The organism is Falsirhodobacter halotolerans, assembly GCF_022899245.1.
In the GTDB taxonomy this organism is placed as follows: Bacteria; Pseudomonadota; Alphaproteobacteria; order Rhodobacterales; family Rhodobacteraceae; genus Falsirhodobacter; species Falsirhodobacter halotolerans.
On sequence record NZ_JALJAZ010000001.1, the window covers coordinates 1,772,247 to 1,793,301 of the forward strand.

General features: G+C 65.8%; 19 protein-coding genes. 8 read left to right on the plus strand and 11 right to left on the minus strand.

The genetic code is table 11. The features are described from left to right. Positions 1-24: 24 nt before the first annotated feature. Entirely contained in the window at positions 25-639 is a 615-nt protein-coding gene (locus MU449_RS09295) for a response regulator transcription factor (protein WP_244737750.1), read from the minus strand. Further along, on the minus strand, positions 636-2,573 hold the full coding sequence (locus MU449_RS09300) for a two-component system sensor histidine kinase NtrB (protein WP_244737751.1): 1,938 nt from the start codon (positions 2,571-2,573) through the stop codon (positions 636-638). Before MU449_RS09300 ends, MU449_RS09295 begins: the two co-directional genes overlap by 4 nt. 159 nt (positions 2,574-2,732) lie before the next feature. Between MU449_RS09300 and MU449_RS09305 the strand changes: the two genes are divergently transcribed. From MU449_RS09305 to MU449_RS09315, 3 genes are read left to right on the plus strand one after another with little or no spacing between them, the layout of a single operon-like run. Further along, complete coding sequence (locus tag MU449_RS09305) at positions 2,733-3,743, plus strand: TRAP transporter substrate-binding protein (protein WP_244737752.1); 1,011 nt, start codon at positions 2,733-2,735, stop codon at positions 3,741-3,743. Positions 3,744-3,790: 47 nt separating this feature from the next. Next, on the plus strand, positions 3,791-4,420 hold the full coding sequence (locus tag MU449_RS09310) for a TRAP transporter small permease (protein WP_244737753.1): 630 nt from the start codon (positions 3,791-3,793) through the stop codon (positions 4,418-4,420). Then, positions 4,417-5,742, plus strand: a complete 1,326-nt coding sequence (locus MU449_RS09315; protein WP_244737754.1) for a TRAP transporter large permease — start codon at positions 4,417-4,419, stop codon at positions 5,740-5,742. The genes MU449_RS09310 and MU449_RS09315 overlap by 4 nt, the downstream gene beginning before the upstream one ends. 50 nt (positions 5,743-5,792) lie before the next feature. Here MU449_RS09315 and MU449_RS09320 read toward each other — a convergent pair whose 3' ends face one another. The 7 genes from MU449_RS09320 to MU449_RS09350 all read right to left on the minus strand — a co-directional run bounded on the left by MU449_RS09320 (position 5,793) and on the right by MU449_RS09350 (position 12,984). Further along, positions 5,793-6,644 carry a DMT family transporter gene (locus MU449_RS09320; RefSeq protein WP_244737755.1) on the minus strand — a complete coding sequence of 284 codons (852 nt, stop codon included), beginning with the start codon at positions 6,642-6,644 and terminating at the stop codon, positions 5,793-5,795. A gap of 61 nt (positions 6,645-6,705) precedes the next feature. Then, on the minus strand, positions 6,706-7,719 hold the full coding sequence (locus MU449_RS09325; RefSeq protein ID WP_244737756.1) for a DctP family TRAP transporter solute-binding subunit: 1,014 nt from the start codon (positions 7,717-7,719) through the stop codon (positions 6,706-6,708). Between the two features lie 24 nt (positions 7,720-7,743). Then, positions 7,744-9,021 (minus strand): TRAP transporter large permease, encoded by a 1,278-nt coding sequence (locus MU449_RS09330; protein WP_244737757.1) that lies wholly within the window; start codon positions 9,019-9,021, stop codon positions 7,744-7,746. Next, positions 9,018-9,548 (minus strand): TRAP transporter small permease, encoded by a 531-nt coding sequence (locus MU449_RS09335; protein WP_244737758.1) that lies wholly within the window; start codon positions 9,546-9,548, stop codon positions 9,018-9,020. Before MU449_RS09335 ends, MU449_RS09330 begins: the two co-directional genes overlap by 4 nt. A 1-nt stretch (position 9,549) precedes the next feature. After that, positions 9,550-10,713, minus strand: a complete 1,164-nt coding sequence (locus MU449_RS09340) for a fumarylacetoacetate hydrolase family protein (RefSeq protein ID WP_244737759.1) — start codon at positions 10,711-10,713, stop codon at positions 9,550-9,552. 132 nt (positions 10,714-10,845) lie between these two features. Continuing rightward, positions 10,846-11,550, minus strand: coding sequence for a FadR/GntR family transcriptional regulator (locus MU449_RS09345; protein ID WP_244737760.1), 705 nt, complete (start codon positions 11,548-11,550; stop codon positions 10,846-10,848). A 33-nt stretch (positions 11,551-11,583) separates the two neighbouring features. Then, the gene (locus tag MU449_RS09350; RefSeq protein ID WP_244737761.1) at positions 11,584-12,984 is read right to left on the minus strand and encodes an FAD-binding oxidoreductase; all 1,401 of its coding nucleotides are present in this window, start codon (positions 12,982-12,984) and stop codon (positions 11,584-11,586) included. A gap of 103 nt (positions 12,985-13,087) precedes the next feature. Here MU449_RS09350 and denD point away from each other — a divergent pair, with 103 nt between their 5' ends. From denD to MU449_RS09365, 3 genes are read left to right on the plus strand one after another with little or no spacing between them, the layout of a single operon-like run. After that, positions 13,088-14,041, plus strand: coding sequence for a D-erythronate dehydrogenase (gene denD, locus MU449_RS09355; protein ID WP_244737762.1), 954 nt, complete (start codon positions 13,088-13,090; stop codon positions 14,039-14,041). Then, positions 14,038-14,892: an NAD(P)-dependent oxidoreductase gene (locus MU449_RS09360; protein ID WP_244737763.1), complete on the plus strand. Its 855-nt coding sequence runs from the start codon at positions 14,038-14,040 to the stop codon at positions 14,890-14,892. The genes denD and MU449_RS09360 overlap by 4 nt, the downstream gene beginning before the upstream one ends. Next, positions 14,889-16,658, plus strand: a complete 1,770-nt coding sequence (locus MU449_RS09365) for an IlvD/Edd family dehydratase (RefSeq protein WP_244737764.1) — start codon at positions 14,889-14,891, stop codon at positions 16,656-16,658. Before MU449_RS09360 ends, MU449_RS09365 begins: the two co-directional genes overlap by 4 nt. Before the next feature lie 194 nt (positions 16,659-16,852). Here MU449_RS09365 and MU449_RS09370 read toward each other — a convergent pair whose 3' ends face one another. Further along, entirely contained in the window at positions 16,853-17,998 is a 1,146-nt protein-coding gene (locus MU449_RS09370; RefSeq protein ID WP_244737765.1) for a TAXI family TRAP transporter solute-binding subunit, read from the minus strand. Positions 17,999-18,547: 549 nt separating this feature from the next. Further along, positions 18,548-19,330 carry a helix-turn-helix domain-containing protein gene (locus tag MU449_RS09375; protein WP_244737766.1) on the minus strand — a complete coding sequence of 261 codons (783 nt, stop codon included), beginning with the start codon at positions 19,328-19,330 and terminating at the stop codon, positions 18,548-18,550. 212 nt (positions 19,331-19,542) lie between these two features. Between MU449_RS09375 and MU449_RS09380 the strand changes: the two genes are divergently transcribed. Together MU449_RS09380 and MU449_RS09385 are read left to right on the plus strand one after the other, a co-directional pair. After that, positions 19,543-20,589 (plus strand): NAD(P)H-quinone oxidoreductase, encoded by a 1,047-nt coding sequence (locus MU449_RS09380; RefSeq protein WP_244737767.1) that lies wholly within the window; start codon positions 19,543-19,545, stop codon positions 20,587-20,589. Continuing rightward, positions 20,586-21,044 (plus strand): MaoC family dehydratase, encoded by a 459-nt coding sequence (locus MU449_RS09385; RefSeq protein ID WP_244737768.1) that lies wholly within the window; start codon positions 20,586-20,588, stop codon positions 21,042-21,044. Before MU449_RS09380 ends, MU449_RS09385 begins: the two co-directional genes overlap by 4 nt. Positions 21,045-21,055 lie beyond the last annotated feature (11 nt).

Below are 21,055 nucleotides of genomic sequence, written 5' to 3' on the forward strand. Positions count from 1 at the left end.
CGGCAAGGATAGCGGGTAGGACCATTACCGCCATTGTGGTTTTCCGTGACCGTGGGCGTCGGGCAGCATCATCGCCAGTTCGATGCCGTTCCGTGCCCCCATCTTGGCCAGAACCCGCCCCCGATGCACCTCCACCGTGCGCATCGCGATGTTCAGCGCATCGGCGATCTGCTTGTTGGGCGCGCCCGAAAGCATCAGCTGCATCACCTCCTCCTCACGCGGGGACAGGCTGGCGCGGCGTTCGGCAAGGTCGCGCTGCGTGTCGGTCGCGGCACGTGCGGCCTCGTGCGCGGCGATCGCCTCCAGCGCCAGATCGACGATCTGATTGTCGCTGAACGGCTTTTCCAGAAAGTGGAACGCCCCGCCCTTCAGGGCTTCCACGGCGATGGACACGTCCGCATGGCCGGTCAGGAAGATGACCGGCGCGGTGTTGCCTGCGGCCTTCAGACGGCGGAACACCTCCGGCCCGCCGATCCCGCCCATCCGAACGTCCAGAAGGATGCACGAACAGGGGCCGACCGGCTGGGCGGCCAGAAACGCCTCGCCCGAGGGCCAGCCCTGCGAGGCCAGATTGCGCGAGGCGAACAGGAAAGCGAGCGCGTCGCGGATCGGTTCTTCGTCGTCGACGATGTGGATCATGAAAGCTCCCTTGCGTCGGACATCAGCGGAAGGGCGATGCGAAAGATCGTGCCCCCCTTCGGACCGGGCCGGATGGACAGCGCCCCGCGATGCAGTTCGACGATGGAGCGGCAGATTTTCAGCCCCATGCCCATCCCTTGCGGTTTCGTCGTGGCGAAGGCATCGAACAAGCGGCCCAGGATCTCCTCGGCGATGCCTGCGCCCTGATCGTCCACCTCGATCACGGCCTCGTCCGCCTCCACGTCCAGCCGCACCGTCAGCACATCCCCCGTGCGGGTGTCGGCCATCGCCTCCATCCCGTTGCGGATCAGGTTGATCAGCATCTGTTCCAAAAGCACGCCATCCGCCTGAACCACCGGGGCCGCGTCGATGCGGGGGCGCAGGGTGACGCGGTGCTGGCGCGCATCGGCGGACATGAAGCCGACGGTGCCCGTCACCACCTCCGCCAGATCGGTCGGGGCAAAGCGGGGCGCGCGTTTTTTCACCAGATCCTGGATGTGGCGGATGATCTGGCCCGCGCGGTCGGCCTGATGGACCAGCTTGCGGTTCGCCTCGCGCAGGAGGGCGGGATCGGTGCCCTCCCGCTCCATTAGATTGGCCATTCCGGCGGCATAGGAGGCGATGGCCGCAAGCGGTTGGTTCAGTTCATGCGCGAGGGTGGAGGCCATTTCGCCCAGCGTCACCAGCCGCCCCGTCCGCGCCAGCGCCTCGTCCTGCGCGCGGGCCATGCGGTCGGCGCGCTTTTGTTCGGTCAGGTCGATGACCGATCCCATCCAGCCGCGATGCACCCCCTGCGCGTCGATCAGCGGCGCCTCATAGACCTGCACGTCGATGCCGCGCCCGTCGCGATGACGAAAACGCGTCTCGAAGCTTTGCTGGATCGCCCCTCCGCCCTTCAGGCGGGACTGGCGGGCCTCCGTCTCGGGCAGGCGTTCGTGATCCCAATAGGGCATGGGCTGCGCCTGACCGACCAGATCGGCCGCCTCCCACCCCACCAGATTGCAGAAGGCGGAATTGACATAAAGAACGCGCCCCTCGTGATCCTTGGCACGCAGACCGACGGTCAGGCTTTCCTCCATCGACCGGCGAAAGGCGCTTTCGCCCCGCCAGCGCTCCTCCGCCGCGCGGCGGCGGCCGGCGGTACGGAACAGCACCAGCAGCGCAAGAATGGCAAAGGTCGCCAGCGCTCCGATCGCCGCCATCAGCAACGTGGACCGGAACGGGCGCGGCGCGTCATAGGCGGTGATGCCAAGGAACGTGCCGCTGAGCGGCGGGTCGAAGCTGATGGAATGGGACGGGGTGCCGGACTTTGGTTGCAGACGTTGCCGCGCCGCATGGACCGCATCGTTGCTGCCGAAGATCCGCACGCCGTATTGTTCGGCGATCCACCAGGGAATGTGCCGGTCCAACAGGATCCCAAGCGAGATGGTCGCCGTGACGGACCCCCCGCCCCCGGCGATCGCAAGACCCATCGCGACCGTGCCATCGGGGCGGACATCGCCATAGATCGGGCGCGCCGACCGGGCCCCCGTGCGGGTCAGCAGCGCCACCAGCGCCGGATCGTCGGGTGCGCCCGCCCCCGGCAGGGTGCGCAGACGCGCGCCCGAGGCGTCGTGCCAGACCACCGACATGATTTCGGGATTGTTGGCAAGATGCAGGCGGGCGCGCGCGTCCAGCGACGCGGGCGGGGCGCCGCCCGCCGCCTCCAGGGCCAGGCGGGCCAGCATGTCCTCATCAACCGACATCTGAAAGCGCAGCGTCTGTTCCACCCACAGCGCGTCGGTCGCCAGTTTCACGCGGGCCTGTTCCGCCTCGTTCCGGCCGATGACCCAGACCACGCCCGCGACAAGCGCGACCAGCGCCAGGATCGCCACCAGCGGCACCAGCGACAAAAGGTCCAGCCGGTGCCGGATGGCCGGACCGCTGTCCGGCACCCACGGCCCACCCCCCGGTGGACGCGCGCCCCTGCCCCCGATCTCCTCCACCCCGCCACGCCCCCCTGTTGCGGAAACCCACAATAGATACCGGCCGCCGGGCGTGGCAAGCAGGGATATGACCGCCGAGGAGGGCGGGATCACCTGGGAGGGAACCACATGTTCAACCGTCGCCATTTCGCAGGGCTGGCGGGCGCCGCCATTCTGGCGCTGTCCACCGCCATGCCGTCCTTTGCGCAGGACCCGATCGTCATCAAGTTCAGCCACGTCGTCGCCCCCGACACCCCCAAAGGCAAAGGCGCCGAGCGGTTCAAGGAACTGGCCGAGGAATACACCGACGGCGCGGTCCGCGTCGAAGTCTATCCCAACAGCCAGCTTTACAAGGACAAGGAGGAGCTGGAGGCCCTGCAACTGGGCGCGGTCCAGATGCTGGCCCCGTCCCTGGCCAAGTTCGGCCCGCTGGGCGTGCAGCAGTTCGAACTGTTCGACCTGCCGATGCTGTTCAACGGCCGCGAGGATCTGCGCAAGATCACCCAAGGCGAGGTGGGCCGCGAGCTTCTGGACCTCTTGGAACCGAAGGGCATCACCGGCCTCGCCTATTGGGACAACGGGTTCAAGATCATGTCGGCCAACAGCCCGCTGATGGTCCCCGATGATTTCCTGGGCCTGAAGATGCGCATCCAGTCGTCCAAGATCCTTGAGGCGCAGATGCAGGCGCTGGGCGCCGTGCCGCAGGTCATGGCCTTCTCCGAAGTGTATCAGGCGTTGCAGACGGGCGTGGTGGACGGGACCGAGAACCCGCCGTCCAACATGTATACCCAGCGCATGAACGAAGTGCAGTCGAACGCCACCCTGTCGAACCACGGTTATCTTGGATATGCGGTGATCGTGAACAAGGCGTTCTGGGACGGCCTTCCCGCCGATATCCGCGAGGAGCTGGACCGGGCCATGGCCGAGGCGACCGATTACGCCAACGGCATCGCCGAGGAAGAGAATGCCCGCGCCCTGCAGGCCATGATGGACGCCGGCACCACCGATTTCCACGAACTGACCGAGGACGAGCGGGCCGAATGGCTGGAGGTGCTGCGGCCCGTGCACGACCAGATGTCCGACCGCATCGGGGCCGACCTTCTTCAAAAGGTCTATGCCGCGCTGGGCACCACCAACTGACGTCCAACGGGGGTGCCGCAGGGTGCCCCCAACATCCGAGGTCCGCCATGTTTCTGCGCATCCTCGACCGTCTCGAAGAAACCCTGATTTCCGTTCTCATGGCCCTTGCGGTCGTGCTGATCTTCGTGGCCGTCGTTCATCGTTTTTCCATCGGCCTTGCCGCCGACATGGTGGGCTTTGCCCGCAGCCATGACATGCCCGCGCTGCTGGATGCCGCCCGGTCGGCGTTCAAGTCGATCAACGCCGTCCGGCTGACATGGGCGCAGGAGACCTGCATCTATCTGTTCGTCTGGATGGCCAAGTTCGGCGCGGCGTACGGCGTGCGCATCGGCATCCATGTGGGCGTGGACATCCTGGCCACGCGGCTGACCGGCACGCTGCGCACGGTGGTCACCACCATCGCCATGTCGGGCGGCATCCTGTTCACCGGCATCCTTGTCTGGATCGGGACGGATTTCGTCTATCACGTCTATCACGGCGGCCAGATCTCGCCGGATCTGGAGATCCCGATGTGGATCGTCTACCTCGCCGTGCCGCTGGGATCGGCGCTGATGTGCTTTCGCTTCATTCAGGCGCTGTGGCTGTATCTGACCACGGGCGAGATCGCCCATCACGACGTCGGCGCCGTGGACGGTGTCGAGGACGAGGCCGAAGTTGCCGCGGAGGGCAAGGCATGACCGCGCTTATCATCTTCCTGATCCTTGCCCTGCTGCTGATCACCGGGATGCCCGTGTCGATCGCCCTTGGCCTGACGGTCTTTTCCTTCCTGTTCGCCTTCACCGAAATCCCGCTGGACAGCATTGCGCTGAAGCTGTTCACGGGGATCGAGAAGTTCGAGATCATGGCGATCCCGTTCTTCATCCTGGCCGGCAATTTCCTGACGCATGGCGGCGTGGCGCGGCGGATGATCCGCTTTGCCACCGCGATGGTCGGGCATTGGTATGGCGGCATGGGCGTGGCGGCGGTGCTGGCCTGCGCGATGTTCGCGGCCATCTCCGGCTCCTCCCCCGCGACGGTCATGGCGGTGGGCTCGATCCTGATCCCCGCCATGGTGAAACAGGGCTATCCCCCGCAGTTCGGCGTGGGCGCCATCGCCACCGCCGGGGGCCTGGGCATCCTGATCCCGCCGTCGATCGTGATGGTGATGTATGCGGTCGCCACCTCCGGCATGGTGGTGACGGGGCCGGACGGGCAGACCGTGCTCTCGGCCTCCATCGGGACGATGTTCATGGCGGGCGTCGTGCCTGGGATCATGCTGGCGGCGATGCTGGGCGGCACCACGGTGTGGAGCGCGTGGAAAAACGGCTATCCCCGCATGAAGCGCGCCGATTTCCGCACCCGCTGGGCCGCCTTCCGCGACTCGGTCTGGGGTCTGATGCTGATCGTCATCATCATGGGCGGCATTTATGGCGGGATCTTCACCCCGACCGAGGCCGCCGCCGTCAGCGCCGTCTATGCCTTCGTGATCGCGGTGTTCGTCTATAAGGACATCAAGCTGCGGGACGTGCCGCGCATCCTCCTCAACTCGGCGGCGATGTCGGCGATGCTGCTCTATATCATCGCCAACGCCGTGATGTTCGCCTTCATCCTGACGTCCGAGCAGATCCCGCAGGCGCTGTCGGCATGGATCACGGATCTGGGCTTCGGCAAGATCGGTTTCCTGCTGATCGTCAACATCATGCTTTTGCTGATCGGCATGGTGATGGAGCCGTCGGCCATCGTGTTGATCATGGCCCCGATCCTTTATCCCGTAGCCGTGTCGCTTGGGGTCGATCCGGTGCATTTCGGCATCATGATGATCGTCAACATGGAGATCGGGCTCTGCACCCCGCCCGTCGGCCTCAACCTCTATGTCGGGTCGGCCATATCCCGACTGGGGTTGACGGATGTCAGCCGCGCGACCTTCCCATGGCTTCTGACGGCCTTGGTGTTCCTGATGCTGATCACCTATGTCCCCGCGATCACGATGACGCTGCCGCGCCTGTTGGGCATGAACTAGGGCCGCGTCGGGTCAAGATGGGCGGAGGCGCGGATGACGCGCCTCCGCCCTCATCCCCTGCCCCGCATCACCATCAGGCCGGAAAGGACGATCAGCGCGCCGCCCAGCAGCATTCCGGGGCGCGGCACATCGCCGAACACGATGAATCCCAGGATCACGCCCCAGACCAGCATTGAATATTGCAGCGGCGCCACGACAGACGCGTCCGCCACCTTCAGCGCCCGCGTGACCAGCATATGCGCCGCCGTCGCCACGACACCCAGAAGGGCCAGCAGCGCCAGATCCAGGCCGGACCGCAACGGCTGCCAATCCAGCGGGGCCAGCACCAGCCCCGCCACCGCCGCCGCCCCGATCTGGAACAGCACGAGATCGCGGTCGGGGGTCGCGCGCAGGGACCGGCCGAGGATCATCATCGCGGTGAACGCGGCCACGCCCAGAAGCGCGAACACGGTTCCCGGATTGAACACCTGGGCCGAGGGGGCCAGAAGCACCAGCACCCCCACAAATCCAAGGGCGACCGCACCCCATGTCCGGCGGCCCACCCGCTCTCCCAGCAGGGCCCCCGACACGGCGACCACGCAGATCGGCGCCGCCATCCAGAAGGCGATCACATCCGCCAACGGCATGTAGGACACGGCCAGATAGAACAGGAAAACCTCGGCCGTCGTGCAAAGCGCCCTCAGCCCCTGAAGGGCCGGTTGCGGCGCGGCCCGGATGCGCGCCAGGGGCCGCCCCCCGTGCAGAAGGAAGGGCGTCATCACCATCAGCGCCGCGAGCGAGCGGAGCAGGATCACCTGCGCCACGCCGTAATCGGCCACCAGCCATTTGCCGATCGTGTCGTTCAGGGTAAAGGCGGCCATGCCCAGAAGCATCAGCGCCGCACCCGCGGTGTTCGCCTGCATCCGCCCCTCCCGAACGGGCACGGCCCCGGCGCGCGAATGACGCGCCGGGGCCGTGCTTGCGTCAGTTCGTTCCGCGAATCTCGGCCAGGATATCCTGCACCTGATCGACCACGTCCGTGCCGATCTCGTCCTTGTGGCGGTCATAGACGACTTGCGACTTCTCCAGCATCTCCTGCTGCGCCTCGGGGGTGATGGTGTTGAATTGAAGTCCCGCCTCTTCCATCTTGGCAAGCGACGCCTTGTTCAGGTCCTGAATGGCGACCCGTTCCACATCGCGGCCGACGGCGGCGCAATCGCGAAGGGCCTGCTGCTCCTCGGGCGAATAGGTGTTGAAGATCGCCTTGGAGAACAGGAACAGGAAGGGCGTATAGGCGTGCTTGGTTTCGCTGATGTACTCCTGCACCTCATAGAACTTGGAGGTGTCGATCGTGACATAGGGGTTTTCCTGCGCGTCGATCGCCTTCGTCTCCAGCGCCGAGAACACCTCGCCGAAGGACATCGGCGTCGCGTTCGCCCCGAAATTGGAGAAGGTGTCGAGGAAGATGTTGTTCTGCATGACGCGCACCTTCATGCCCTCGAAATCCTCCCACGTCTGGATGGGACGTTGGGAGTTCGACATGTTGCGGAACCCGTTCTCCCAGTATCCAAGGTTCACGAGGCCGATGGCGTCCATCCTTTCGGTCAGCATGTCGCCGAAGGGGCCGTCCATCACCTGATACGCCTCCTCGGGGCTGCGGAACAGGAACGGCAGGTCGAACACGCCCAGCGCGGGCAGCATTCCCACCAGCGGCGAGGACGAGGTGACCACCGCCTCCTGCAAGCCCGACCGGACGGCCTGCGTGGCCTGAAGATCGCCGCCCAGCGCGCCGCCCCAGAACCCCTGCATCTGCATCTTGCCGCCGGTCTTTTCATCAAGGCAGGTCTGCATCGCCTTCATCCCCTCGTTAACGGGATGATCGGCGTTGATCCCGTTCGACACGCGGAACGTGCGGTCGCGGAATTCGGCCAGCGCGGGACCGGCGGCGGTGATCAGGACGGCGGCGCAGACCGCGGCCTTCAAGGCGAATGTCTTCATGGTATCCTCCGTGTTGCAGTTGGATCAGTTGAACCAGGTGGCGGGAACGATGACGATGGCGGGGAACAGGACCAGCAGCAGAAGCACCGCGACCTGCGCGATCAGGAAGGGCCAGACCCCGGCGATGACCTTGCCCAGCGGCACCCGCCCCACGCCGCTGACCACATTCAGCACGACCCCGACGGGCGGGGTCAGCAGACCGATGCAGCAGTTCATGATGAACATCACCCCGAAATAGATCGGGTCGATCCCCGCCGCCGCGATGATCGGCATCAGCACCGGCGTCAGGATCAGGATGGTCGGCGTCAGGTCCAGCGCCGTTCCGACCACAAGGATCAGGATCATGATCACCAGCATCAGCAGGCGCGGCCGGTCGATCAGCGGCTCGATGAAGCCCGTGATCTCGGCCGGGATGTTGGCGGCGGTGATGAGCCAGGCCGACACCAGCGCCGCGCAGACAAGGAACATGATCGCCGCCGTCGTCCGTCCCGCCTGAACCAGGACGGCCGGCAAATCCCGGATTTTCAGTTCGCGATACACCACCATCCCGACGAACAGGGCATAGAAGGCGGCGATCACGGCGGCTTCGGTCGGGGTGACCACGCCCAGCTTGATCCCGCCCAGGATGATGACCGGCATCCCAAGCGCCCACACCGCCCGCCCCGAGGCCCGCCCGCATTCGCCCCAAGAGGCGCGTGGCAGCGTCTCCACCCGGTCGTTACGCGCGACGATCAGCCAGGTCGCGACCAGCGTGATCGCCATCAGCAGCCCCGGCACGATGCCCGCCATGAACAGCTTGGATATGGAGACGTTGGCCGCCACACCGAAGATGATGAAGGCCATTGAGGGCGGGATCACCGGCGCGATGACGCCCCCCGCCGCGATCAGCCCCGCCGATCGCGGGACGTTGTAGCCCGCCCGCGCCATCATCGGGATCAGGATCGCCGCCAGCGCCGCCGTATCCGCCGCCGCGGACCCGGAGATTGACGCCATGATGACCGCCGCGATGATCGCCACGATCCCAAGTCCGCCGCGCACATGGCCGACGCAGGTGATCGCGAATTCGATGATGCGCTTGGACAATCCGCCCGCGTTCATCAGCTCACCCGCCAGGATGAAGAACGGGATCGCCAACAGGGTGAAGGTGTCGGCGCCGATCAGCATGTTCTGCGCGATGATCTGCGTGTTGAACATGCCCATATGCGTCATCAGAACGACGCCGCACAGGATCAGGGCGAAGGCCACGGGCACGCCGATGGCCATGGAACCGAGAAGCGAGGCGATGAAGATCAGGAGGGTCATTCGACACGCTCCTGCGCGTGATGATCCATGTCGCCGCCAAAGGCGGCCAGCTCCGCCTCGGTGATGCGCCCCCGCAGCAGACGGAACAGACGTTCCAGCGTGATCAGCGCGATGCCCGTGCCGGCGAACAGCCCGATGCCATAGACCCAAGCCATCGACAGGCCGGACACGGCGGCGTTCATGCTGGCGTTGATCGGCAGTTGTTTCCACGTGCCCACGGTCAGCACGACCGCGCCCCCCAGGATCAGAAGGTCGGAGAACCCCATCAGAACCAGCCGCCCGCGCCGCCCGAAACGGGCCACCAGCGTTTCCATGCCCATATGCAGGCGGTGGTGATGCGCCACGACGGCGCCGATGAAGGTCAGCCAGACGAAGGCGAAACGCGACAGTTCATCCGACATCGCGATGCCGGAGTTCATGGCGTAGCGCAGGACGACATTCACGAACACCATCCCCGCCATCGCCGCCAGCAGGGCCGCAAGCAGCAGGTCAAGGAAACGGAAGAACAGATGCACCGCCCGCCCCATCTCAGATCCTGTCCCCAAGGCCGCGACCGATCAGGTTGCGCATCAGCGCGCCGACGCCGAACGTCCATTCGGGGCAGGCATCCGTGCGATCCACCCGATTGATCAACCGACCAAGGCGGGGGGACGCGATCTCCACCACATCGCCCACGTCATGCGTGAACCCCTGCCCCGCGCCGCGCCGGTCCTGCACGGGGGCGAACATGGTGCCAAGGAACAGGACCACCCCGTCGGGATACTGGTGCGACCGGTTCAGAAGTTGCGCCGCAAGGTCGGACGGCGGACGGCTGATGGCCCGCATCGGGCTTTCGCCCGTCATGACGAAGCCGTCCTCCCCCTCGACCCGCAACGACACGGTTTCCGCCTCCAGGTCGGCTTGGGTGAAACGATCATCGAACAGCCGGATGAACGGCCCGATCGCGCAGGAGGCGTTGTTGTCCTTGGCCTTGCCTAGAAGCAACGCCGAACGCCCCTCCACATCGCGCAGGTTCACGTCATTACCAAGCGTCGCCCCAAGGATCGTCCCGTCCGAGCGGATGACAAGCACCACCTCCGGTTCCGGGTTGTTCCAGTCCGATGCGGGATGGATGCCCACCGCCGCCATGCACCCCACCGCCGACATCGGCTGCGCCTTTGTGAAGATTTCGGCATCCGGGCCGATCCCCACCTCCAGATATTGCGACCACAGGCCCAAATCCGACAAAAGAGCCTTCACCTTGGCGGATTTGGCCGACCCTGCGATCACGCCGCGCAGGCTGTCCCCCAGAACGGGGGCCAGACGGGCGCGCACCTCATGGGCACGGGTCGCGTCGCCGCGTGCCTGCTCCTCGATCACCCGCTCCAGCAGGCTGTCGGCAAAGGTCACCCCCGCCGCCTTGACGGCCTGCAGATCCACCGGCGCCAGAAGATGCCCGAGGGATCCATCCACGAACCCCTCCAGTGGGCCAAGATCGGGCAGGTCCGCAGCAAGGATATCGGCAAGGTCCGCCCGTTCCAGCAGACCCGACAGGGTGGCGGACAGGTGCGACAGGTTCAGCACACGCCCCGCATGGATCTTGACGGGGCATGGCCCGCCCTCATTGTCCGACCAGACGCGGCCAAGCAGCGTGGCGCGATCCGCATCCTGCGGCAAAAGCGCAGCCGCCGTCAAAGGTTGCCCTGATGCCACCTTGCCCTCCTCCCTTTTCGTTCGCGACGCCCTCCAGCATCGCTGCGCCTGACGATGTCAGACAACCCTATCACATGACCGTAACCGCCGCCTCCTCAGGATGTCCACCGCTTTCTTCGATAAAACGCCCCTTCAGCGCCCCAGCCCCAGATCCAGCGCCACCCGCTCGGCCGATCCCGCCATATGCGCCCGCATCGCGGCCCGCGCCCGTTCCGGGTCGCCCGAGGCGATCGCCTCGCGCAACAGGCCATGTTCGCGGCGCACATGGTCCACGATCTCCTCGGGGGGCATCCGACGGCGTGATTCGACGATGGTGTGGATGATCCGGTCGGAAATCGCGCCCAGAAACTGCACGAAGTAATCGTTGCCCGTGGCAACCGCGATGACGCGGTGGAATTCCAGATCGGCGGCAATCCCGTCGGCATTGGCCTCCGTCCGCATCATCGCGGCGTCCATCTGGTCCAGATGCTCCGGGCGGTGCGCCAAGGCGGCCAGCCCCGCCGCCTCGATCTCCAGCGGCACGCGAAGCTGGAACAGGTCACGAAACGCGTGCTTGTCCATGCGCGCGCTGTCGTCCAGCCGGATATGCCGCGTGGGCCGTTCGATCACAAAGGCCCCCACGCCCTGCCGCGTCTCGATCATCCCCTCGTTGCGCAACTGCGCGATCGCCTCGCGGATGACGGTGCGACTGACGCCGAAGGTCTGTGACAATGCATGTTCGGTCGGAAGCTTGTCGCCCGGCATCAGCACGCCCTTCTGGATTTGCTGGGCGAACTGCGCGGCGATCCGGGCGGGCAGATGCTCGGTGCGCGTGATCTGGGTGAAATCGGCGGCCATCGTATGCTCCTCGGGTGGGTGGGGCGGGTGTGGTCAGGATGGGGTCAACTGGCAACCCGGATTCATCGTGCCGTGCGGGTCGATCGCCTGGCGCACCGCAGCCAGCAGCCTGCGGTTCACCTCCGGCAGACGGGCCTCGAACTCCTCGCGCTTCAGGCGGCCGATCCCGTGTTCGGCGCTGATGGAGCCTGCATACCGGTCCAGAACAGCATTCACGATCTTTTTCGCCGCAAGGATCTGCGGTTCGGCCGGGCTGGACGGATCGGGCAACACGTTCAGATGCACGTTCCCGTCGCCCACATGACCGTAAGACACGCAAAGGCTGCCCGGCAGCGCGGCCAGAACCGCCGCCTCCGCCTCCGCCACGAAATCGGCCAGTCGCGAAAGCGGAACGGAAATGTCGGTCCGCAGATGACGCCCCCGTGCCGCCTGGCCCAGATTCATCCCCTCACGAATCGCCCACAGATTCGCAGCCTGCGTGCCGGATTGCGCGATGACCCCGTCCAGCGCCAGCCCGTCCTCGAACGCGCCTTCCAGAAACCGCTCCATCAACCCACCCGCATCGACAAGGCCAGAGCCCGCAATCTCGATCAACGCATAGGCGGCATGTCCGGTCATCGGAATGGGCAGGTCGGGCATCGCTTCGCGTGCCAGATCCATCGCAAGGGGGGGCATGAATTCAAAGGCCGACATCAGGTCGCAGCAATCGCGCCGCGCGCGGCGGTAAAGCGTCATGACATCCTCAAGCCGGGGCAACGCCACCAGCGCCGTCGCCACCTGTTCGGGTGCGGGCAGAAGTTTCAGCGATACGGCGGTGACGACCCCCAACGTCCCCTCCGCACCGATGAACAGCTGCTTCAGGTCGATCCCGCGATTGTCCTTGCGCAGCCGCGACAGCCCGTCGAACACCTGCCCGTCCGGCAGCACCACCTCCAGGCCCAGCACAAGATCGCGCATCATGCCGTAACGCAGCACATTCACCCCGCCCGCATTGGTGGCGACGTTGCCGCCGATCCGGCAACTGCCCTGCGCGCCAAGCGACAGCGGAAAGAACAACCCCGCCGCCGCGGCGGCCGTCTTCACCTCCTCCAGCACGGCCCCCGCCTCCACCACGGCCGAAAAATCGTCGCGGTCCAAAGCGCGGATGCGGGTCATCCGTTCCAGGCTCAACACCACTTGCGCGGCGGGGGCGTCGGGAATGGCCCCCATCACCAACCCCGTGTTCCCCCCCTGCGGCACAACGCCAAGACCAAGGGCCGCCGCCGCCCGCATACAGGCCGCCACCTCGGCGGTGGACCGTGGCCGCAGCACCGCGACCGCGTCGCTTTGCACATCCCCATGCCAATCGCGGCAATAAGGGGCGATCCCCGCCCCCGTCAGGACAAGGTCATCCCCAAGCAGTATCGTAAGCCGTGTCGCCAGACGCTCCGTCATCCGCATATCCCAATCTTGTCGTTGACCAATCTTATTGTTTGCAGGTCGTCAGACAATCATACTACCGTAGTTCAGCGAATTGCCATGGGGGATATGGGGGGCCATGAACATCCTGATCATCGGCGCGGCCGGCATGTTGGGCACGAAGCTGACCCAACGCCTGCTGCGCGACGGAACGCTGGGCGGCACGACGATCGACACGCTGACCTTGGCCGACGCGGTTCCGCCCGCCGCTCCCGAAGGGGCGATCGCCGTGACCGCCGACCTGTCCGCCCCCGGCACCGCCGCCCGCCTGATCGAAAGACGACCCGACGTGATCTTCCACCTCGCCGCAATCGTCTCGGGCGAGGCGGAGGCGGATGTCGAGAAGGGCTACCGCATCAATCTCGACGGCACGCGGGCGCTGTTCGATGCGATCCGTCAGGTACATGGCTATGTCCCCCGCGTGGTCTTCGCCTCCTCCATCGCGGTGGTGGGCGCGCCCCTGCCCTTCCCGATCCCCGACGATTTCCACACCACCCCGTTGACCAGTTACGGGACACAAAAGGCGATCTGCGAATTGCTGCTCGCGGATTATTCGCGACACGGGTTTCTGGACGGCATCGGGATTCGTCTGCCCACGATCTGCATCCGCCCCGGCGCGCCAAACAAGGCGGCCTCGGGCTTCTTCTCCGGCATCCTGCGGGAACCGCTGATCGGCAAACCCGCGATCCTGCCGGTGCCCGACACCATCCGCCACTGGCACACCTCGCCCCGATCCGCCGTGGGGTTCCTTCTGCGCGCGGCCACGATGGATCTCGCCCCGCTCGGGGCGCGGCGCAACCTGTCGATGCCCGGCCTCAGCGCCACGGTGGCCGACCAGATCGAGGCGCTGCGCCGCGTGGCGGGCGACGCCGCCGCAGCCCTGATCGAACGCCGCCCCGACCCCGTCATCACCCGGATGTGCGAAGGCTGGGCCGCGGGGTTCGAGGCGACGCGCGCCCGCGCCCTCGGGTTCACCGCCGAAGACAGTTTCGATGCCATCATCCGCGCCCATATCGAGGATGAATTGACATGACCCGCATCGCCTTTCTCGGCACGGGGTTGATGGGGGCCCCGATGGCGCGGCGGCTGGCGGCGGCGGGGCACGAGCTGACCGTCTGGAACCGATCCGCCGCAAAGGCCGCTACCCTCGGGGTTCCCGTGGCGGCAAGCCCCGCCCAGGCGGTCTCGGGGGCGGAGATCGTCTTCATCATGCTGTCCGATGGCCCTGCGGTGGCCGAGGTCCTGTTCGCCGCAGCCCCCGCCATGATGCCCGGCGCGGTGGTTGTCGACACTTCCTCAATCGCGCCGCACATGGCGCGCGACCATGCGCACCGTCTGGCGGCGATCGGCATCGACCATGTCGACTGCCCCGTGTCCGGCGGCGTCGCGGGGGCCGAGGCGGGAACCCTCGCCCTCATGGCGGGCGGGGAAGACGCGGTGATCGCCCGCATCGCCCCCGTCCTCGCCCCTTTGGGGCGGTTGACCCATGTCGGCCCATCAGGCGCGGGGCAGGTCTGCAAACTGGCAAACCAGCAGATCGTCGCCATCACCATCGGCGCCGTGGCCGAGGCGATGATCCTTGTGACCGCCGGCGGCGCCGACCGCGCGAAATTCCGCGACGCCATTCGCGGCGGATTCGCGGAAAGCCGCATCCTCGACCTGCATGGCGCGCGCATGATCGCGCGGGATTTCACGCCGGGCGGCCCGTCGCGGCTGCACCTGAAGGACCTCGACGCCGTGGCCGAAATGGCCGCCGGCCTGACCCTGCCGCTGACCGAAACGGTCCATGCGGCCTTTGCCGACTTCGTGGCGGCAGGCCATGCCGACACCGATCACAGCGGCCTGCTGCTGCACCTCGAATCGCTGAACAAGGACCTGCCATGACATCCCGCCGCCTCCGCTCGCAAGACTGGTTCGACAATCCCGACCATGCCGACATGACCGCCCTGTATCTGGAGCGGTTCATGAACTACGGCACCACGCCCGAAGAACTGCGCTCCGGCAAGCCGATCATCGGCATCGCCCAGTCGGGCAGCGACCTGAACCCCTGCAACCGCCATCATCTGGACCTTGCCAAACGGGTCCGCGACGGCATTCGCGACGCGGGCGGCATTCCGATCGAATTCCCCTCCCACCCCTTGTTCGAAAACTGCAAGCGCCCCACCGCCGCGCTCGACCGCAACCTCGCCTATCTTGGCCTGGTGGAGCTGCTTTACGGCTATCCCTTCGACGGGGTGGTCCTGACCACGGGCTGCGACAAGACCACCCCATCCGCCCTGATGGCGGCGGCGACGGTGGACCTTCCCGCCATCGTGCTGTCCGGCGGGCCGATGCTGGATGGGTGGCACGAAGGGCATCTGGTCGGATCGGGCACGGTGATCTGGCAATCGCGCCGGAAATACGCGGCGGGTGAGATCACGCGCGACGAGTTCCTGCAGACCGCGCTGGATTCGGCCCCCTCCATCGGACATTGCAACACGATGGGCACAGCCTCCACCATGAACGCCATCGCCGAAGCGCTTGGCATGTCGTTGACGGGATGCGCCGCAATCCCTGCCGCATATCGCGAACGCGGGCAGATCGCCTATCGCACCGGACGCCGCGCGGTGGAACTGGTGCAGCAGGATATCCGCCCCTCGCACATCCTGACGCGCGCGGCCTTCCTGAACGCGATCCGTGTGAACTCCGCCTTGGGGGGCTCCACGAACGCGCAGCCGCACCTGATGGCGATGGCGCTCCACGCGGGCGTTCGACTTGATCCGACCGACTGGCAGCTGCACGGTTACGATGTGCCGCTTCTGGCCAACGTCCAGCCTGCGGGAAAATATCTGGGCGAGAAGTTCCACCGCGCGGGCGGTGTGCCGGCCATCATGTGGGAACTGTTGCAGGCAGGGCGACTGGATGGGGATTGCGCCACCGTGACGGGCCGGACCATGGCCGAAAACCTGCAAGGCCGCGAAAGCACGGACCGCGACGTCATCAAACCCTATGACGCGCCGATGATGGAACGTGCGGGGTTTCTTGTGCTGCGCGGAAACATGTTCGATTTTGCGATCATGAAGACCAGCGCCATCTCGAAGGAATTCCACGACCGCTACCTTTCCGAACCGGGGCGCGAAGGGGTGTTCGAGGTGACGGCCTTCGTCTTCGACGGATCCGCCGATTACCAGGCACGCATCAACGACCCGGATCTTCCGATCGACGAACGCTCCATCCTCGTGATCCGGGGCGCAGGGCCGCTTGGCTGGCCGGGCGCGGCCGAGGTGGTGAACATGCAGCCGCCGGATCGCCTTATCCAGCGGGGCATCCGCAGCCTGCCGACTTTGGGCGACGGGCGGCAATCGGGCACGGCCGACAGCCCGTCGATCCTGAACGCCGCGCCCGAAAGCGCTGCGGGGGGCGGGTTGGCCTGGCTGCGGACGGGCGACACCATCCGCATCGACCTGACCGCAGGCCGGTGCGACATGCTCGTCCCTCCCGAGGAGATCGAGCGGCGTCGCGCCGACGGGCTGCCCCCCGTTCCCGCCTCCGCGACACCCTGGCAAAAGCTGTATCGCGCCACCGTCACCCAACTGAGCGAGGGCGCAACCATCAATGGCGCCGAGGAGTTCGAACGCATCTCAGGCACCCTGCCGCGCCACAACCACTGACCCGTGCCCGCTGGATTCGTCCGGGGGCCCTGCGGCTGTGGCCGGTGGCCCGAACACGGGGATCAAAAAATCGCCCGAATAACGCCGATTCACCGCCCTCAAGCGGGTCCGCGCGCACCACCAAACCAGAACCCGCAGAGATTTCGCTCCGCGGGCCATGCCAAGGATGTCAGGTGCCAGACAATCCAGCGAACTCACTCGTAAACCGGCAACCCCGCGTCTTGCAAAGCGTCACGGCGCATGTCCAGCCAACGGGCGGTCTTCTCCAATGCCGGAACGTCCGCAACCTCGTCCCATACCGATGAAAGCAGATCCTGGCGCTGGACCAACATGTCATTGTTCGCCTGCGCCTCGTCCGTCCAAAGGCCCACTTCCTTCCAGTACCGGATCGCCCCCTCATGATAGGGCAGAACCCATTGGAAATCCTGCCGGTCCGGAGCCCATCCGACCATAGCAGGCTCGATCTTGACGTAGTTGTCGAATTGCTCGTTGATCGCCTTGGTCAGGTTATAGGCAAGATCGGCATCCTGTTCAGGATAAGCGACGACCACCGGAAAGGGGAAGCCAGCGCAGGCCACGGGATGTTCAACCGACAGGTTCGGCCCGAGAGTTCCATTGCGGGGCGAGAATTGGGGCTTGATCGCCTGAAGACGCGCCCAGCCCTCGGTGTCCCACGCCGGAAGCGGCAGCCATTTCAGACCGGAGGGCGAGGATGCGGCCTGCTGCGCCAGTCCGGTGGTCGTGATCGTGGTGATCGCATCCACCTGATCGTTGATCAGCGCCTCCCACGATGCGCCGAAGCTGGCCACCTCGACGGGAACCACGTCCTCCCAACTCAATCCGCCGAACGCCAGAAACCCGGCGACATTGCTCTGCAGCGCGGGTGCGCCCACGACGGACGCAACGCGTTTGCCGCGCAGGTCTGCAACAGATTCGATCCCCGCATCACCGCGCAACGCCATGGTAAAGCAATTGTCCGAATTCGATCCGACAAGCATTCGCAAAGGCTGCGGGCCGATTTCGGGCGCAGAGAAAGCCTCGGTGCCCTCCGCCGCGTTGAACGATTCCGAACCGACAATACCGAACTGCACCCGCCCCTGACGAACAGGAATCAACCGCGCAACGTCCGACGTCGCGGGCAATACGCGAAGCGACGTGTCATAGGCATTGCCCAGCGCCGTGCCCAAGGCGACGGCCTGGTTATAGGACGCCGCACCCACATCGTAGGATGTGACGGCCAAGGTCTTCGGCAGCACCACCTCCTGTGCGCGCAGCGCCGTCGCGGGCACAGCGGTCAACAGCGTGGCGGCGGCAAGGCTGAATGTTCGTCTCGCAGTCATCGTGGTTCCTCCCAGAACTATCACATGTCGCCCTTGCGACATCGGCCGCGACGTCGATCCCGCGCGACGCCACTTCGGGTCGTTGCGAAAGAGGCAAAGCCGGACCAGCTGTCGTCTGCCGGAATTCGGCCCGGGAAAGTCCGCACATATCGAGAAAGGTCCGCAGGCAGGGCGCCCAACGACCGGCCATGATCGGAGGAACATCCCCGGTCCTGATGCGGAAATCCTTCCTGTTGCGAATGCTTTCAGACGCCTCCCCCGCCCGGACGTCCTCTCGGCCGGCGCAACTCCAACCCTATGTCGGCAAGGTCAGGTTCAGCTTATCCGCCACTTTCCTTGCCGCGATCATGGAAAACCGGTCGTTTCGCCAGATGAAATGGCATTTGTCAGCGACTGATACCTGACCGCTCGCATTCGTCCGCCCGCGCCCGCTCAAGGCCTATTCCAAAGGTTTTTTCGCCACCCGCATCTGCCATGGCCTGCCCCGCTCAATTCCAACCGGGTCTGGTCAATGAATATCCAGGCACCCAAACAGACACCCGCGCCGTATCAGCCCGCGGTGGTCCGGTTCAGGCGCGTCAGATCCTTGGTGATCTCTCTCGAGGCATCCTTCAGCACCGGCCCATACGTCTCGCAGGCGCTGCGCAGCGACGGAAAGGCCGAGATGAAGTAAGTCAGCCCGAGGCTCGCGACCACACGCCCATGTTCGTTGTAGATGGGTACGGCAATCGTGTTGGAATTGCGCGGCTGCGCCTCCGGCGATCGGACCGCGAATCCCTGTTCGCGCGTCACCGAGATCAAGCGCGCGACGGCCTCGGGGCTCTGGGCCAGCCGGTCCTCCGGATCGTCCGAGTTGCGCAGCATGTTGACGATGAGATCGCATTCCTCGGGCGGCGTGAAGGCCAGATAGGCCAACCCCATCCCCCGCGTCAGCAGCGGCAGCCGCATGTTCACCGTCTTGTGGAAGGGCGAGACCGAGCTGTCGGGCACCGTGCTGAATCGCACCACGACCGCATCGCGGTCCAGCAGCGAAATGGATACGGGCCATTGATACTTGCGCGTCACGGCGATGGCCCAAGGCCGCCCCGCCTCCACCACCATCGGCTCCTTGTGGTAGCCCGAACTGAGCGAGGAGACGAGCGCGCTGAGCTGATAGCCACCGATCCGGGTATCGTTTTCGACAAAGCCCGCATGTTCCAGCGTCTGCAAGATCCGAACGATCGTCGGCTTGGGAAGGCCCGTGCGCGCGTGCAGATGCCGCACGGTCGTATAGGGCTGCATGTTCATCTCCTGCAGCACCGTCATCGCCCGCTCGATGGACCTGATCGACATTTCCCGCCCCCTCCGTCACCGCACCGCGCGTTTCGCCATACGGAATGCCTCCGAGCTTAGTTTGTGCAGGATCGGCGTCAACTCCTAGGGTCTTGGCGACGAAGGAGACGACGCGGTAACGCGGGCAAAGGTCGTGGACGAGGTGCCGCCCATTCGATCGCAGCCCGTGGCAGGGAGGAACCTGAAACCGCCGCGTGATGGGAAGAGGAACTATGGAAATCAAACACATGCGTCTGGTCGAGACCCAAGGCACGGGCGGACCCGAGGTTCTGCACATTGCAAAAGCGCCACGCCCGGTGCACAAGCGCGGCGAGGTGTCGATCCGCGTCATCGCCGCCGGTGTGAACCGCCCCGATGTGCAGCAGCGCCGGGGGCTCTATCCGCCCCCGCCCGAGGCGTCGCCCATCCTCGGCCTCGATGTCGCGGGCTATGTCGAGGAGATCGGCCCCGATGTCGAGGGCCTTGCCGTCGGCGATCCGGTCTGCGCCCTTGTGAACGGCGGCGGCTATGCCGAGTTCTGCTGCGTTCCCGCGGTCCAGTGCATGCCGATCCCGCGCGGCTTCAGCTTCATTCAGGCGGCCTCTATCCCCGAGGCCTATTTCACAGCGTGGAACAACCTCATCTGGCTTGGTCGCCTGTCCAAGGGCGAGACCGTCCTGATCCAGGGCGGCACGTCCGGTGTGGGAATGGCGGGAATCCAGATAGCGCGGCAGCTGAGCGGCGCGACGGTCATCGCGACCGCCGGAACCGAGGAAAAGCTGCAGGTCTGCCGAGAGATCGGCGCGCATACCGCGGTCAGCTACAAGGGGCCGTGGGACGACCAGGTCCGCCACAGCACGGATGGCGAAGGCGTCGATGTGGTTCTGGACGCGCAAGCCGGGGATTACACGCAGCGGCAGCTTAACCTACTGAAGCCTGACGGACGTCTCGTTTTCATCGCCAGCCATCTGGGCCCCACGGCCGAGGTCAATATCCGCGCCATCGTGCGGCGGCGCCTGACGCTGACCGGATCGACGCTGCGGCCCCGACCGTCCGACTACAAGGGCCGCATCGCATCGGCCTTGGTCGATCAGGTCTGGCCGCTCTTGGAGGATGGACGGATCGTCACCCGCATCCATCAGGTCTTCGATTTCGACGATGTCCGGTCCGCGCATGAGGTGCTGGACCGAAATGACCAGATCGGCAAGGTCGTGCTGGCGGTGGACCCCGCCCGGGCCGAACAGCGACCCCGCCCGCAGGAAAGGAATATTTCGCAATGATCACGGTTGAACAGCCCGCCGACATGGCGGCCCATGCAGGCCAGCGGATCGGCCATTCGGACTGGATGCTGATCGACCAGGCGGCGATCGACGCCTTCGCGGGCCTGACCGGCGACGATCACTGGATTCATATCGACACCGAGCGGGCCAGCCGCGATATGCCGGGCGGCAAGACGATCGCGCATGGGCTGCATATGGTCGCGCTGATGCCGCGCCTTCAGCGCGAGATTTATGCCATCCGCAAGCGGGGTCGGGGCCTGAACTACGGCTATGACAAGATCCGCTTCATCGCCCCCGTTCAGGTCGGCAGCCGCGTCCGGCTGGCGCTGAGCGTGGTGGAAGCCGCACCCCATGCCCGCGGCACACGGCTGGTCTGCGACGCGACGATCGAGGTCGAGGGCACGGAGTCGCCCGCCGTCGTGGCACGGCACATCCTGCTTCTTGAGAACACCTGACGGAGGTCGCA